This window comes from Paraburkholderia monticola, assembly GCF_001580545.1.
GTDB lineage: Bacteria > Pseudomonadota > Gammaproteobacteria > Burkholderiales > Burkholderiaceae > Paraburkholderia > Paraburkholderia monticola.
In genome coordinates, this window is the sequence record NZ_LRBG01000012.1 from 1 (window position 1) to 14,388 (window position 14,388).

Below are 14,388 nucleotides of genomic sequence, written 5' to 3' on the forward strand. Positions count from 1 at the left end.
AAAGTTGGTAGGAGAGGCAAATCCGCAGTGCCGAGGATTCGGTGCAGATCGCGGGCGCTTACGAAGTGCACGGTTTACGCATGGTCGATCTGACCTTCGACGAACTCTCGAAGCAGCACATCCGCTACATGGTCGGCGGCCGCTCGCCGCTCGCGCACGATGAGCGTCTGTTCCGCTTCGAGTTTCCGGAGCGCCCGGGCGCGCTGATGAAATTCCTGTCGTCGATGGCGCCGAACTGGAACATCAGTCTGTTCCACTATCGCAACCAGGGCGCGGACTACAGTTCGATCCTGGTCGGCATTCAGGTGCCGGAGAGCGACCATGCGGCCTTCGAGCGCTTTATCGAAACGCTCGGCTATCCGTGCTGGGAAGAAACGAAGAATCCTGTCTACCAGTTGTTCCTTGGCTAGTTGAACCTCGTTCAGCGGATTGGGGTTTACCTGAGGACGCGCCACATCGGTCTAGCAATGGGCTCGATCGTCCTAATCCTCGGAGAGCCCCGTCAGCCAAGCGTTCTCGGCCAGCAAAGCCACTGAGCATTTGTTCTCGCCTCGGACCCTCTATCGCGTAGCGCGATACGGCCTATGCGCCATATCGCGTTGCGGGATAGGTGCAGCGATCGTCACACTGGGCGCAAATTTCATCGCCGCATTCAGGAGACATCTATGCGCACTCAAGTCGGCATCATTGGTGCCGGGCCCGCCGGCCTGCTTCTTTCCCATCTGCTTCATCTGCGCGGTATCGACTCGGTCGTGCTCGAAACGCGCACGCGCGATCAGATCGAATCGACGATTCGCGCCGGCGTGCTCGAGCAGGGCACGATGGACCTGCTGACCCAAACCGGTGTCGGCGAACGCATGAAAGCCGAAGGCGCGTTGCATCATGGTTTCGAACTCGCGTTCGAAGGCAAGCGCCGTCGTATCGATCTGACGGCCCTCACCGGTCACGCAATCACGGTTTATGCCCAGCACGAAGTGATCAAGGATCTCGTCGCGGCGCGCGTCGCCGCCAGCGCCGAGCTGCGCTTCGGCGTGTCGGACACGTCGGTGCACGGCATCGATACCGACAAGCCCTCGATCCGCTATCGCCACGAAGGCGCGGAGCACGAGTTGCAATGCGACTTCGTGATCGGCTGCGACGGCTCACAAGGCGTGTCGCGTCAGGCGATTCCGCAGGCGCTGCGCAAGGATTTCGAGCGCGTCTATCCGTTTGGCTGGTTCGGCATTCTGTGCGAAGGCCCGCCCTCGTCGGACGAGTTGATCTATGCGCGCCACGAGCGCGGCTTCGCGCTGATCAGCACGCGCTCGCCGAACGTGCAGCGCATGTATTTCCAGTGCGATCCGAAGGACTCGGTCGAGAACTGGTCCGACGATCGCATCTGGGCCGAGCTGCATGCACGCGCGGATTCGGACGAAGGTCACAAGATCATCGACGGCAAGATCTTCCAGAAGAACATCGTCGGTATGCGCAGCTTCGTGTCGACGACGATGCAGCACGGCCGGCTCTTCCTCGCTGGCGACGCCGCGCATATCGTGCCGCCGACCGGCGCGAAGGGCATGAACCTCGCAGTTGCCGACGTGAACGTGCTGAGCAAGGCGCTCGATGCGTTCTACAAGGAAAACCGCACCGATCTGCTCGACCGTTACAGCGAAACCGCGCTCAAGCGCATCTGGCGCGCGGAGCACTTCTCGTACTGGATGACCAGCATGATGCATCGCGTCGAGGGCGCTTCGGCGTTCGAGCAGCAACTGCAGGTGGCCGAGCTCGAGTACGTGACGACGTCGCGCACGGCCGCGACGGTGCTGGCGGAGAACTACGTCGGCATCGCCGGCGCGCAGATGCAGGCGCATCTGTAGTTGAGACGGTAGCCGCGCGACAGGATCAGGATCGCTAATTGATCGACAGGTCCCGATGCGCGGCCGCCTGAAATTCCTTGGGTGTGACGCCGGTCTGCTTGCGGAAATAGCGGCTGAAATAGGCCGCATCTTCAAAACCGAGCGCATGCGCGATCTGTTTGATGCTCGAGCCCGAGTACACGAGATCGCGCTGCGCCTCGCGTATCAACTGGTCGTTGACGAGCGACAGCGGTGAATGGCCGAGCTCCTCACGACAGATGCGGCCCAATTGCGCCGCGGTTACCCCAAGCTTTTCCGCGTAATAATCGATCGGCTGATGCTCACGCACGTGCGCGGCGATCAACTCGCGTAGCCGTTTGATCTGCGCGGCGCGCCGGTCATTGACGGTCGCGCTCGCGCTCGATGCGGCATCGGTCAAACGCGCGACTTGCACAAAAAGTGCAATCATTAGCGACATGCCCGCAGCGATATGGCCGCGCGCGCTGCCGCGAAATTCCTGCTCCAGCAAACCGAACAACGGCATCAACGTGCGCTCGCCGATGGCGGGCCTCACGGGAATCAGCGCGGGCCTTTGCAGCACCGGCACGAGGCCCGGCGACACCGCTTTCGAAATCGACTCCAGCGCGCGCTGCGCCGCGGTAATCACGAGCCCGTCGATCTCCGGCGAAAACACGAAACCGTGCACCGTTTGCGCTGGCAACAGGATCAGGCATGGCGCTTCGATCGTGAGCTTTTCGCTTTCGATCAGCACGTGGCCCGAACCGCTGCGGATATAGAGAATCTGCAACAACGCATCGTGCCGGTGGGCGGCGATCTGCCAGTGGTTCGGACGGCTGCGCTCGACGATCCATTCGAAATTGAACGCGTCGTACCACGGCGGCCGCGCGGACTCTCCATACAAATCGTAGTTAGGGATATTCCTCATGCGGTTTTGTCTCCTATGTTCGAATTGTCCTGCGATGCGCTGCCTTTGTCCAATTTCCAATCGAACCGCGTGGCTATACTTTTTTCCATCGAAGACGCGGTCGAATAACACAACTGGATGAAGCCAGCTAAACGGAATTCGCCGCGATTGTGAACATCGGGATTCGGAGGACTAAGCAAATGAATCAGCAACGAGATCGACGCGACGCACGCGGCCACACGCAACACTGGCTCGGACTCGAAGGCCGCGTCTGCGTGGTGAGCGGCGCGGCGGGCGGCATCGGCAGTGCGATCGCTCAGGTGTTAGGCGCCACCGGCGCACGCGTCGCGTTACTCGATCGCGATGAGGGCAAGTGCCGTGACGTCGCTCAAACGCTGAATGCGAGCGGTATCGAGGCGCTGGCGCTCGCCTGCGATATCGGTGACATCGATAGCGTGCGCGGCGCGGTGGGTGAGGTCGAAGCGCGCCTGGGTGTCGCCGATGTGCTGGTCAACAACGCGGGCCTGTTGCGCCCGGGCGGCATCGAGGAGATTGGGCTCGATGCATGGAACGCGATGCTGCGCGTGAATCTGACCGGCTACATGCTGTGCTCGCAGCAATTCGGTCAGGGCATGTTAAAGCGCGGCGCGGGGTCGATCGTGCATGTCGCTTCGGTGGCCGCGCATCATCCGCAAACCTATAGCGGCGCCTATAGCGCGGGCAAGGCCGGCGTGACGATGCTGTCGAAGCAGATCGCGGCGGAGTGGGGTGCGCGCGGCATTCGCAGCAATACCGTTTGTCCCGGCATGATCCGCACGCCGCTGTCCGCGGCGTTCTACGAGCACGGTGATATCGAACGTCGGCGCAGTGCGATGACGGCTAGCCGCCGGATCGGCGAGCCAAACGATATCGCCGACGTCGTCGCGTTTCTCGCGAGCGAACGTGCCGCGTATGTTAACGGCGCGGAAGTCGTGGTCGACGGCGGTCTCGAAAGCATGCTGATGGACCTCGTGCCGCGTCCCGGCTTCGAAGCCAACCAGGCTGCGCAAGCGAGCCGCCAGGACCGCACTTAAGGAGGCCATCATGACTCATGCAACACGCGGCACGACACTCACGTGTGACGTGCTCGTCATCGGTTCGGGCGCGGGCGGTCTGTCGACTGCGATCACCGCGCGCAAGCACGGCCTCGATGTCGTCGTCATCGAGAAGGAAGCGTTTTTCGGCGGCACGACTGCGTTTTCGGGCGGTGTGCTGTGGATTCCGGGCAACCGCCACGCGAAGAGCCATGGCGTCAGCGATACGCGCGAAGCGGCGCTGACCTATATGCGCAACGAAACCGGCGCGTTCTTCGATGCCGCCGCCGTCGACGCGTTCCTCGACACGGGCCCGGAAATGCTCGACTTCTTCGAACGCGAGACCACCGTCAAATTCGTGCCGACCTTGTATCCGGACTATCACCCGGACGTCGGCGGTGGCGTCGACGTTGGCCGCTCGGTGGTGGCCGCGCCGTTCGATGCGCGCGCGCTCGGCAAGGACATGACGCGATTGCGTGCGCCGCTGAAGACGATCACGTTCATCGGCATGATGTTCAACTCGTCGAACGCGGACCTCAAGCACTTCTTCAATGCGACGCGCTCGCTCACGTCCGCGCTATATGTCGCCAGACGGCTCGCGAGCCATCTGAAGGATCTCGCGCTGTACCGGCGCGGCGTGCAGATCACGAGCGGCAACGCGCTCGCCGCGCGGCTCGCGAAGTCCGCGCTCAATCTGGGCATTCCGATCCATACGAACACGGCCGCTCGCGAGCTGACCGTGGCGAACGGCAGCGTGAGCGGCGCACTCGTCGCGGGACCGCAAGGCGAAATGCGCATCGTCGCGCGACGTGGCGTGGTGCTCGCGTGCGGCGGCTTCTCGCATGACGTCGCGCGGATCGCTCGCGCGTATCCGCATCTGCGACGTGGCGGCGAACACGTGTCGCCGGTGCCGCGCGGCAATACCGGCGACGGCGTCGGCATGGCCGAACGTCTCGGCGCGCAGGTGGCGATCCGCTATCCGCAGCCGGCCGCATGGATGCCGGTGTCGCGCGTGCCGATGCGCGACGGCAGCGTCGGCGTGTTTCCGCATCTGGTGGATCGCTACAAGCCTGGCGTGCTCGGCGTGACGCGCGCGGGCAAGCGCTTCACCAACGAAGCGAACTCGTATCACGACGTGGGCGCCGCGATGATCGAGGCCTGCGCGAGCGAACGCGAAACCGCGATGTGGCTGATCTGCGATCACGCGACGATCCGCAAATACGGGCTCGGTTATGCGAAGCCGGCGCCCGTGCCGCTCGGTCCGCTGCTGCGCAACGGCTATCTGAGCACGGGCCGCACGCTCGCGGAACTCGCGCGCAACGCGGGTCTCGACGGCGCGGCGCTCGAAGCGACCGTCGAGCGCTACAACGCGGACGCGCTGCGCGGCGAAGATCGCGAGTTCGGCCGCGGCACGACGTCGTTCAACCGCTATCTCGCGGACCCGGAGCACAAGCCGAATCCGTGCGTCGCGCCGATCGGCGACGGTCCGTACTACGCGCTCAAGGTGGTGATGGGCGATCTCGGCACCTTCGACGGCATCACGACGAACGTCAGCGGCGAAGTGCTCGATGCGAAAGGCGCGCCGATCGCGGGCCTGTACGCGGTCGGCAACGATCGCGCGAGCGTGATGGGCGGCAACTATCCGGGCGCGGGTATCACGCTCGGGCCGATCATGACGTTCGGCTATATCACCGGGCGCCATCTCGCGGGCGTCGACGTGAAGAGCACACAGAGCGCAACCAACCCGAACGACGCGGACACCCGCGCATCCGCAACCGTATTGAGGACGGGAACATGAGTCAGGGCAAACCTTTCGTCGATCATCGCATCTACACGATCCGTCCGCGCGGCATGGCGGAATTCATCGACGTCTTCGACCGGCTCGCGATGCCGATTCAGCTCAAATACCTGGGCGCGCCCGTCGGCTTCTATATGAGCGATATCGGCGCGCTGAACCAGGTCGTGCATCTGTGGGGCTACGAGAGCATCGCCGATTACGATCAGCGCCGCACCGCGCGCGATGCCGATCCGGAGTGGCCCGCCTATCTGCAGGCGTCCGCGCATCTGATCGTCGCACAGGAGAGCCGCATCATCAGGCGCGTCGAGTTCAGCACGCTGGCGAGGCTGCGCTAGCCGCGGCTTCGAGGGGGAGACAGAGATGAACGAACCGGCAGCACGCGTGGCCATCGTCACGGGTGGCGCGAACGGCATCGGCTGGGCTTGCGCGCAGCGTTTCGCGCGCGACGGCTACTGCGTGGTCATCGCCGATCTGAACGCTCAGCGCTCGTGCGAGCGCGCCCACGAGTTGGGCCCGGCGCATCTTGGCGTGGGCGCGGACGTCGCCGTCGAAGCCGACGTTCGCGCGTTGATCGACGCATGCGTCGAGCGCTATGGGCGAGTGGACGTGCTCGTCAACAACGCGGGCAATAGCGATCAGCCGCACCCGACCGTCGAGCAGAACGTCGACGCTTTCGACCGGCTGCTCGGCATACATCTGCGCGGGACCTTCGTCGCGTGTCGCGAAGCGGGCCGCGTGATGCTCGTGCAGCGCAGTGGCGCGATCGTCAACCTCGGATCGATCGCGGGACTTGCCGGTATTCCGGCGCGCAATGCGTACGGCGCGGCCAAGGCCGGGATCGCCGCGATGACGCGTTCACTCGCCTGCGAATGGGCACGCGACGGCATTCGCGTGAACGCAGTCGCGCCCGGCTATGTGGCGACCGAACTCGTCGAAACGCTCAAACGCAATGGCCAGATGAACGTGCGGTCGATCGAGAAGCGCACGCCGATGGGACGCCTCGCGCGTCCCGAAGAAATCGCCAACGCGATCGGCTTTCTCGCCTCCGACGCGGCGAGCTATATCACCGGCACGGTGCTGAGCGTCGATGGCGGCTGGCACGCCTATGGCGCGGCCGACGACCAGGCACGCATGGACTGAGCAATTCGAACAAGAAGAAAAAACCCCTCGTCACTTCAAGGAGACATCGCAATGAACCAGCTGAAAGGAGCCCGCCCATGAGCCGCTCCGAACGCAATATCGATGTGCAGGCCTTTATCGACGGGCAGCGCTTTTCGCCCTTTCAATGGACGATTCTCGTGCTGTGCTTCCTCGTCGTCGCGGCCGATGGTTTCGACACCGCCGCGGTCGGCTTCATCGCGCCGTCGCTCGTGCAGCAGTGGGGGATCGCGCGCAGCGCGCTCGGCCCGGTCATGAGCGCGGCGCTGGTGGGACTCGGCATCGGCGCGCTCGCCGCGGGACCGTGCGCGGACCGGCTCGGCCGCAAGACGGTGCTGGTGCTGTCGGTGTTCTTTTTCGGACTGTGGAGCCTCGCGGCAGCGCGTGCCACCTCGATCGAATCGCTGACCTTGCTGCGCTTTTTCACCGGCCTCGGTCTCGGCGCGGCGATGCCCAACGCGGTCACGTTGATGTCCGAGTACGCGCCCGCCCGAATTCGCGCGGTCGCGGTCAATGCGATGTTCTGCGGCTTCTCAGGCGGTCTCGCGATCGGCGGCCTCGCGTCCGCGTGGCTGATTCCGCATTTCGGCTGGCCGAGCGTGCTGGTGGCGGGCGGTGCCGGTCCGCTCGTGTTGACCGCGCTGCTGATCCTTCTGCTGCCGGAATCGGCGCAATTTCTCGCGGTGCGCAAGCGGGCCGATCAACGGATCGCGCGGATTCTGCAACGCATCGCGCCCGCCGAGCGCTTCGAGGGCTGCCGCTTTTTCGCGGTCGACGTGCGCCGCGATACGGGTGACAGCCGCGCGCAGTCGGCGCTTGCGATCGTGCTGTCGGCGCGTTACCGCTTCGGCACGCTGATGCTGTGGCTCGCCTATTTCATGGGACTGCTGATTTATTACCTGTTGACCAACTGGTTGCCAACGCTGTTCAAGGACACCGGTTTCTCGGGCGAAAAAGCCGCGTTGATGACCTCGCTGTTTCCGCTCGGCGGCATCCTCGGGAATCTGTGCGTCGGCTGGGTGATGGATCGCTTCGCCGGACATCGCGTAATCGCGTTCACGTACATGGCGGTCGGCGCGCTCGTGTTGCTCGTGGGGCAGGGCGTCGGCCATCAGGTCTGGCTCGGCACGCTGATTTTCCTCACCGGCACGGTTGCGACCAGCGCGGTCACCTCGATGTCGCCGCTCGCGGCGAGCTTCTACCCGACCCGGGCGCGCGCGACAGGCGTTGCGTGGATGCTGGGGATCGGCCGCATCGGCGGCGTGGCGGGCGCGCTCGTCGGCGCCGCGTTGATGGGGCTCGGCTGGCAGTTCGGCGCGGTGTTCAGCCTGCTCGCGGTGCCAGCTGTGATCGCGGCGGGCGGCGTGGTGCTGACGATGCGGCGCGCACCGCTCGAGCAAACATCAGCCGATGAAAAGGTCGGCGCCGTCGCGATCGAATGAGCGCTCAACGCTACATCCGGATGCGCCGGCGCGCGGTGAAAACGCGCGACGACTCACGACGACTCACGACGTCCGAAGCAACGTCATTTCGTTGTGCAGCAGCGCGAGCAATTCGTCGTCGGATGGCCGGGTGCCCCAATGGCGCGCGCCGGCCACCGACGCGATCGCCATCCACGAATGCGGGGGAAACCATTCACGCAGCAGCGTGCCGTCCTGGCGCAGGCACAACTGGCCGGTCAGCTCGCTGTATTCGGCGCAGATCTGCGCGCCGTCGACTTGCGCCGTTACTCGTCTCGGATCATTGCGTAGCACGTCGTCGCTCCTGTCGAAGGGGTGGCGCGATTGCCTGCGCGACACGGTGGCGTCGACGACGCCACCTGGGGTCGATCAATGGTCATGCCCGTGATCGTCATGCCCATGACCGTGCCAGCCATTGTCGTGCCAGTCGCCGTGCGGGCCGCGCCCTTCACGCGCCTCGCGCCAATCGTCGTGATGACGTTCCCACTCGCGACGTTCCCAATAGCGGTGACCATCGTAGTAGCGCTCGCCGTACCAGCCCGGCGCGACCACGACCGCGGGCGGCGGCGCATACACGGGTGCGGGCTGCACGTAGACGGGCGGCGGAGCCTCGACCACGGCGGGCGCGACCGCAATGCCCGGCAGGCCGATGTTCACGCCGACATCGACGTGCGCGAAAGCGGCCGATGATGCGCCGATCGCGAGACCCGCGATCAGCGTCGACGATAGCCAGCGGTTGCGTGAATGACTCATGATTGTTCTCTGTGTGGATGTCTGTAGTGGAATGAAGAGCCGTGCGCTTATCGCTCGCTATGACCCGTTCAATAACGTTCGTAGTAATGGTCGTGATGCGGATGATCGTCCGGGACGACGATGCAACCGCTCAACGCGCCGCCGAGCGTGGCGGCAAGAATGACTAGTGCGAGAATTTTTTTCATGGTGTTGCTCCCTGGAATCTCTGATGCGAGTGCCTGTCGTGCGAAGCGTTCATGTGAACCGCTTTCGTTTGAACCGAACTCTACTGACCAGCGCGATTACCGGTGTGTTTGTGTGTAACAGGACGTGTCGATTGGAACTCGCGTCGATACATGGATGCGAGCGCGTCGGAGGAAGAGGAGGGGCGCCGGGTGTTGCGAGTCGAAATGCCGGGCGAGTGTCGTGTGCGAGGGCAAACCCTTGAACGCGCTATGAAAAAAAACACCTTCAAAGGCGAGCGATGCGTCGATGCAAAGCGTAGGTTCGGCGCATCGATTGCTCAAAAAAGCAGCGAATCGAATTTCGCCTTGGGTATGCCGCACAGATACATTCGGTTGCAGACTGAGCGATGAGGCACGTGATGCGCTCGCGCGAGCATGATGGAAAGACGCTACAGCAGTAGCGTCATCAGCTTCTCTTAAGCTTCGATCAGGTAGGTAAAGCGCATTGCGCGCGCACCACTTACTGCGCGGGCGCGGGCTCCGGCGCGGTTGCTTCGCGGTAGCCAAGCCGGGTCGAAATCGCGAGCCCCGCCTCTTTGAGCAGCGCGACGTAATGCTGCTTCGTGTCGGCGCCGCAGCGCATCGTCGGAAACGAAATCGACAGACCGGCGATCACGCGGCCGAAGCGATCGAACACCGGCACCGCGATGCATTGCAGGCCTTCTTCCTGCTCCTCGTTGTCCTCGCCGTAACCCTGCTCGCGCACGCGCGGCAGGATGCTCAGCACCGCTTCCTTGCAGGTCAAGGTTTTTTGCGTCGAGCGACGGAATTCGATGTGCGAGAGCACGTCACGCGCGTCGGCCGGCTCCATCCACGCGAGTAGTACCTTGCCGATCGCGGTGCTATGGAGCGGATTGCGACGGCCGATTCGCGACTGCATGCGCAGCCCGTAGTCAGCGTCGATCTTGTGGATATAGATGATCGCGTCGTCGTCGAACGCGCCGAGGTGAACCGCTTCGCGCGTCATCTGGCCGATGCGGCGCATGTCGACGTCGGCTTCGCGTACGAGGTCGACACTTTCGAGCGCTTTCGCGCCGAGTTCGAACAGGCGGATCGTGAGGCGGTAGCGTTCGGTTTCGACTTCCTGCGTGACGTAGCCGAGCGCCTTCAGTGTTTGAATGACGCGATGCACGGTCGTCTTCGACATGCCGAGCCGCTGCGACAGCTCGCTGATGCCGATCTGTCCGGTATCGCCGATCGCGCCGAGAATCGCGAACACGCGGCCGATCGACGACGCCGATTCGCCGCGCTCAGCGCCGTCCGCATCGGGCGAGGTCGTGTCGGCGGACTCCTTGCGCGTCTTGCCTGGTGCCTTGCCTCGCGCGTCATCGTGCGCCATGTTCTTAAGTGTTCCCGTTGCCGCCATGTCCGTCATTCCCTGTCTGTGCGAACCCGTGCCGCCGCTGCATCCAGCCGATGCGCGCCGGCGCGAGAGCTTAGCGCGTTGCGCGCGGCGATGCCCAGCTTCTACCGAACCTAGCGCGCAAGCCAGCCGCCATCCACCGCCAGTGTATGCCCATGCACGTAGTCCGAGGCCGACGACGCGAGAAAAACCACCGGCCCGGCGAGATCGTCGGGCACGCCCCAGCGGCCGGCTGGAATGCGGCCGAGAATCTCAACATTGCGCTGCGCGTCGTCGCGCAATGCGGCGGTGTTCGCGGTTGCCATATAGCCGGGCGCGATCGCGTTCACGTTGATGCGGTGCGCGGCCCATTCATTCGCGAGCAGCCGGGTGAGACCGAGCACGCCGCTTTTCGAGGCCGTGTACGAGGCGACGCGAATGCCGCCCTGGAACGACAGCATCGACGCGACGTTGATGATCTTGCCGCCGCTTTGCTGCCGCACGAACTGGCGCGCCGCCGCCTGCGACAGAAAGAACAGGCTCTTCAGGTTCACGTCCATCACGGCGTCCCAGGCGTCCTCGCCGAACTCGAGCGCGTCTTCGCGGCGGATGATGCCCGCGTTGTTGACGAGTACGTCGAGGCGGCCGAACGGTTCGAGCGCGGCGCGCACGATGTCCTCGACCGGCGCGATCGATGCGAGATCCGCGCGCACATCCGCGAAGCGGCGCCCGAGCGCTTCGACACGCGCGGCGGTCGTGCCCGCGTCCGCTCGACTCACGCCGACGATATCGCACCCGGCCGCGGCAAGCGCGACCGCCATGCCGGCGCCGAGGCCGGTGTTGCTGCCGGTCACGATGGCGACCTTACCGGTCAGATCGAAAGTGTTCACTGGGTTCGCACTCATGTTCGCTCAGCGCAGCTCCCGGACCGCGAGATGATCCATATCGCCGAACACCTGGTTCTCGCCGACCATGCCCCAGATGAACGTGTACGCGCGCGTGCCGACGCCCGAATGGATCGACCAGCTCGGTGAGATCACCGCCTGCTCGTTGCGCACGACGATATGCCGCGTTTCGTGCGGCTCGCCCATCATGTGGAAGACCGCGGCATCGTCGGCGACGTTGAAGTAGAAATACACCTCCATGCGGCGCTCGTGCGTGTGGCACGGCATCGTGTTCCACAGGCTGCCCGGTTCGAGCTTCGTCATGCCCATCGACAACTGGCAGGTCGGCAGCACGTCGGGCACGATGAACTTGTAGATGGTGCGACGGTTGCTCGTGGCCGGATCACCGAGCGTTTCGGGCGAGGCCTGCGCGAGCGAGATCGTGCGGGTCGGGTAGGTCGTGTGCGCGGGCGCGCAGTTCAGATAGAACTTCGCCGCGTGAGCGACGTTGGTGGCGTCGGCACTGCCGAACGTGACCGAGCGCGCGCCCTTGCCGATATAGATCGCCTCGTCGCGGCGCACCGTGTAACCCGTGCCGTCGACGTCGACCCAGCCGTCGCCGCCGATGTTGATCGCGCCGAGCTCGCGCCGCTCGAGCAGATAGTCGACGCCGATCGCCTGGCCGAGCGAGCCCGGCACTTCGACGGCGCGCTCGACCGGCCACACCCCGCCGACGATGATCCGGTCGATATGGCTGTACGTGAGCTTGAGCGCATCGCGCTCGAAGATGTGCTCGACCAGAAACTCCCGGCGCAATCCGGTGGTGTCGAGCGTCTTCGCGTATTCGCTGTTGATGGCCTGTCTCACGTCCATTGATCGCTCTCCTGTCGGCATACGGGCGGGCGCTGGCGCGCCTTGTGCCCGAAACTGTAACGCAGAATCGCAATTTCGGAACACTGGTCCGAAAATGTTGCGACGTTCGACCCACGGCTGCAACGCGTAGCGCGAACGGCCGGGTAAACGATAGTCAGGTTTCGCAGCATAAGACGGAACAGCGTTCCTTTCAGAGTGCTATATTGCGCCGGACAGGGAGAGCCCGGCGCAGAACGGGACATCACCGCGGGTCAAGCGCCCGTCAACGGGACGTCACCGTCCATGGAGGAGGCATGAAAATCAAGAAGGCCATCGACCGCATTCCTGGCGGTCTGATGCTGGTGCCGCTATTGCTTGGCGCCTGTGTGCATACGTTCGCGCCGGGCGCGGGCAAATACTTCGGCTCGTTCACCAACGGCCTGATTACCGGCACCGTGCCGATCCTCGCGGTGTGGTTCTTCTGCATGGGCGCGACGATCGATCTGCGCGCGACCGGCACCGTGCTGCGCAAGTCCGGCACACTGCTCGCCACCAAGATGCTGGTCGCGTGGATCGTCACGCTGATCGCGGCACGCTTCATTCCGATCGACGGCATCAAGACCGGGCTCTTCGCGGGGCTGTCGGTCCTCGCGATCACGACGTCGATGGACATGACCAACGGCGGTCTCTACGCGGCCGTGATGCAACAGTACGGCACCAAGGAAGAGGCCGGCGCGTTCGTGCTGATGTCGGTCGAATCGGGGCCGCTGATCAGCATGCTCATTCTCGGCGCGACGGGCGTCGCGTTCTTCGAGCCGCGCCTGTTCGTCGGCGCGGTGCTGCCGTTCCTGATCGGCTTCGCGCTCGGCAATTTCGATAGCGAGTTGCGCGAGCTGTTCGGCCGCTGCGTGCATCCGCTGATTCCGTTTTTCGGTTTTGCGCTCGGCAACGGCATCGATCTGAACGTGATCGTCACGAGCGGCTTGCCGGGTATCGTGCTGGGGCTGGGCGTGATCGTCGTGACCGGTGTTCCGCTGATCCTCGCGGACCGCTGGATCGCCGGCGGCAATGGCGCGGCGGGGCTCGCGGCGTCGTCGACGGCGGGGGCGGCGGTCGCGAATCCGGCGATCATCGCCGACATGATTCCGAGCTTCAAGCCGCTGGTGCCGGCGGCGACCGCGATGGTTGCCACCGCCTGCCTCGTGACCGCGATTCTGGTGCCGATTCTGACCGCCGTGTGGGTGCGCCGGCATCATGCTCGCGACGCGCTGCGCGGCGAGTTCGCGACGGCGACGCAGGGGGCGCCGCTCAATGAGCAGCGCGACGCGCACGTCTGAATGAGAAAGCAGTAGGGCGTTGGCGCGCCGCTCAGCGCGCCAGCTTCGCTTCGAGCATCGCCTTCATCGCCGGCCATTCGTCGTCGATGATGCTAAAGCGCACCGAGTTGCGCTTGCGTCCGTCCGGCATGATCCGCTCGTGCCGCACGATGCCTTCCTGTTTCGCGCCGATGCGCAGGATCGCCGCGCGCGATTTCTCGTTGAGTTCGTCGGTCGTGAACTGCACGCGCACGCAGTGCATGACGTCGAACGCGTGGCACAGCAGCAGATACTTCGCCTCGGTGTTCACGGCCGAGCGCTGCGCCGAGGCGCTCAACCACGTGTGGCCGATTTCGAGCTTGCGATTCGCGCGATCGATCTTCCAGAACCGCGTGCTGCCGACGATCCGGCCAGCGCCGGCATCCTTGTCGTCCGCGGCGCGCCGCACGATCACGAATGGCATCACGGTGCCGGCCGCGCGACCGGCGAGCGCCCTGGCAATATAGGCGTCGATCGTCGCCGCGCCCGGCACGACGGTCAGCTTCATGTCCCACAACTGCCCGTCGGCGGCGGCCTCGACGAGCGCCTGCGCGTGGTCCTCGCGCAGCGGCCGCAACTCGACGATCGAGCCGCTCAAGGTGGGTTGCATCGATTCGGAAGAGATATCGTTCATGGCAATAAAAAAGGTCCGCGAGCGGCAAACTCGTGGACCTGGCAGATCGTTCGATCCGTGGAGCGGAACGACGCGAGCGGCCAAGCCGCCACGCC

General features: G+C 64.5%; 14 protein-coding genes and 1 pseudogene. 8 read left to right on the forward strand and 7 right to left on the reverse strand.

Going from position 1 to position 14,388, the window contains the following annotated elements; translation table 11 throughout:
- Nucleotides 1–38: 38 nt before the first annotated feature.
- Nucleotides 39–410, forward strand: a pseudogene (locus CI15_RS14700) (threonine ammonia-lyase, biosynthetic); the annotation flags it as partial.
- Nucleotides 411–665: 255 nt separating this feature from the next.
- Entirely contained in the window at nt 666–1,856 is a 1,191-nt protein-coding gene (locus CI15_RS14705) for a 4-hydroxybenzoate 3-monooxygenase (protein ID WP_062128977.1), read from the forward strand.
- Nucleotides 1,857–1,890: 34 nt separating this feature from the next.
- Here the strand turns inward: CI15_RS14705 and CI15_RS14710 are convergent, their stop codons facing one another.
- Nucleotides 1,891–2,781, reverse strand: coding sequence for a helix-turn-helix domain-containing protein (locus tag CI15_RS14710; protein WP_062128979.1), 891 nt, complete (start codon nt 2,779–2,781; stop codon nt 1,891–1,893).
- 179 nt (nt 2,782–2,960) lie between these two features.
- Between CI15_RS14710 and CI15_RS14715 the strand changes: the two genes are divergently transcribed.
- The 5 genes from CI15_RS14715 to CI15_RS14735 all read left to right on the forward strand — a co-directional run bounded on the left by CI15_RS14715 (nt 2,961) and on the right by CI15_RS14735 (nt 8,231).
- The gene (locus tag CI15_RS14715) at nt 2,961–3,833 is read left to right on the forward strand and encodes an SDR family NAD(P)-dependent oxidoreductase (RefSeq protein WP_062128981.1); all 873 of its coding nucleotides are present in this window, start codon (nt 2,961–2,963) and stop codon (nt 3,831–3,833) included.
- A gap of 10 nt (nt 3,834–3,843) precedes the next feature.
- Nucleotides 3,844–5,631 carry an FAD-dependent oxidoreductase gene (locus tag CI15_RS14720; RefSeq protein WP_062128982.1) on the forward strand — a complete coding sequence of 596 codons (1,788 nt, stop codon included), beginning with the start codon at nt 3,844–3,846 and terminating at the stop codon, nt 5,629–5,631.
- Nucleotides 5,628–5,966: an NIPSNAP family protein gene (locus CI15_RS14725; RefSeq protein WP_062128985.1), complete on the forward strand. Its 339-nt coding sequence runs from the start codon at nt 5,628–5,630 to the stop codon at nt 5,964–5,966. The genes CI15_RS14720 and CI15_RS14725 overlap by 4 nt, the downstream gene beginning before the upstream one ends.
- A gap of 25 nt (nt 5,967–5,991) precedes the next feature.
- A complete protein-coding gene (locus CI15_RS14730) occupies nt 5,992–6,771 on the forward strand; it encodes an SDR family NAD(P)-dependent oxidoreductase (RefSeq protein ID WP_062128987.1) in 780 nt (259 codons plus the stop codon).
- Between the two features lie 77 nt (nt 6,772–6,848).
- A complete protein-coding gene (locus CI15_RS14735; protein ID WP_062128989.1) occupies nt 6,849–8,231 on the forward strand; it encodes an MFS transporter in 1,383 nt (460 codons plus the stop codon).
- A gap of 63 nt (nt 8,232–8,294) precedes the next feature.
- Here the strand turns inward: CI15_RS14735 and CI15_RS14740 are convergent, their stop codons facing one another.
- The 5 genes from CI15_RS14740 to kduI all read right to left on the reverse strand — a co-directional run bounded on the left by CI15_RS14740 (nt 8,295) and on the right by kduI (nt 12,325).
- Complete coding sequence (locus CI15_RS14740; protein ID WP_062128991.1) at nt 8,295–8,543, reverse strand: hypothetical protein; 249 nt, start codon at nt 8,541–8,543, stop codon at nt 8,295–8,297.
- Between the two features lie 75 nt (nt 8,544–8,618).
- Complete coding sequence (locus CI15_RS14745) at nt 8,619–9,002, reverse strand: hypothetical protein (protein WP_062128993.1); 384 nt, start codon at nt 9,000–9,002, stop codon at nt 8,619–8,621.
- A gap of 684 nt (nt 9,003–9,686) precedes the next feature.
- Complete coding sequence (gene kdgR / locus CI15_RS14750; RefSeq protein WP_082814215.1) at nt 9,687–10,601, reverse strand: DNA-binding transcriptional regulator KdgR; 915 nt, start codon at nt 10,599–10,601, stop codon at nt 9,687–9,689.
- A 101-nt stretch (nt 10,602–10,702) separates the two neighbouring features.
- The gene (gene kduD / locus CI15_RS14755) at nt 10,703–11,473 is read right to left on the reverse strand and encodes a 2-dehydro-3-deoxy-D-gluconate 5-dehydrogenase KduD (protein ID WP_062128995.1); all 771 of its coding nucleotides are present in this window, start codon (nt 11,471–11,473) and stop codon (nt 10,703–10,705) included.
- 6 nt (nt 11,474–11,479) lie between these two features.
- Entirely contained in the window at nt 11,480–12,325 is an 846-nt protein-coding gene (kduI, locus tag CI15_RS14760; RefSeq protein WP_062128997.1) for a 5-dehydro-4-deoxy-D-glucuronate isomerase, read from the reverse strand.
- 293 nt (nt 12,326–12,618) lie between these two features.
- Between kduI and kdgT the strand changes: the two genes are divergently transcribed.
- Nucleotides 12,619–13,641 carry a 2-keto-3-deoxygluconate transporter gene (gene kdgT / locus CI15_RS14765; protein WP_062128999.1) on the forward strand — a complete coding sequence of 341 codons (1,023 nt, stop codon included), beginning with the start codon at nt 12,619–12,621 and terminating at the stop codon, nt 13,639–13,641.
- Between the two features lie 31 nt (nt 13,642–13,672).
- On the opposite strand, the gene CI15_RS14770 is transcribed toward kdgT, so the two are convergent.
- A complete protein-coding gene (locus CI15_RS14770; RefSeq protein ID WP_062129004.1) occupies nt 13,673–14,293 on the reverse strand; it encodes a GNAT family N-acetyltransferase in 621 nt (206 codons plus the stop codon).
- Nucleotides 14,294–14,388 lie beyond the last annotated feature (95 nt).

What these genes read in the sequence shown, in the direction of transcription:
- CI15_RS14705 (WP_062128977.1), top strand. Translation starts at nt 666, where the DNA reads ATGCGCACTCAAGTCGGCATCATTGGTGCCGGGCCCGCCGGCCTGCTT.
- CI15_RS14710 (WP_062128979.1), bottom strand. Translation starts at nt 2,781, where the DNA reads ATGAGGAATATCCCTAACTACGATTTGTATGGAGAGTCCGCGCGGCCG.
- CI15_RS14715 (WP_062128981.1), top strand. Translation starts at nt 2,961, where the DNA reads ATGAATCAGCAACGAGATCGACGCGACGCACGCGGCCACACGCAACAC.
- CI15_RS14720 (WP_062128982.1), top strand. Translation starts at nt 3,844, where the DNA reads ATGACTCATGCAACACGCGGCACGACACTCACGTGTGACGTGCTCGTC.
- CI15_RS14725 (WP_062128985.1), top strand. Translation starts at nt 5,628, where the DNA reads ATGAGTCAGGGCAAACCTTTCGTCGATCATCGCATCTACACGATCCGT.
- CI15_RS14730 (WP_062128987.1), top strand. Translation starts at nt 5,992, where the DNA reads ATGAACGAACCGGCAGCACGCGTGGCCATCGTCACGGGTGGCGCGAAC.
- CI15_RS14735 (WP_062128989.1), top strand. Translation starts at nt 6,849, where the DNA reads ATGAGCCGCTCCGAACGCAATATCGATGTGCAGGCCTTTATCGACGGG.
- CI15_RS14745 (WP_062128993.1), bottom strand. Translation starts at nt 9,002, where the DNA reads ATGAGTCATTCACGCAACCGCTGGCTATCGTCGACGCTGATCGCGGGT.
- kdgR (WP_082814215.1), bottom strand. Translation starts at nt 10,601, where the DNA reads ATGACGGACATGGCGGCAACGGGAACACTTAAGAACATGGCGCACGAT.
- kduD (WP_062128995.1), bottom strand. Translation starts at nt 11,473, where the DNA reads ATGAGTGCGAACCCAGTGAACACTTTCGATCTGACCGGTAAGGTCGCC.
- kduI (WP_062128997.1), bottom strand. Translation starts at nt 12,325, where the DNA reads ATGGACGTGAGACAGGCCATCAACAGCGAATACGCGAAGACGCTCGAC.
- kdgT (WP_062128999.1), top strand. Translation starts at nt 12,619, where the DNA reads ATGAAAATCAAGAAGGCCATCGACCGCATTCCTGGCGGTCTGATGCTG.
- CI15_RS14770 (WP_062129004.1), bottom strand. Translation starts at nt 14,293, where the DNA reads ATGAACGATATCTCTTCCGAATCGATGCAACCCACCTTGAGCGGCTCG.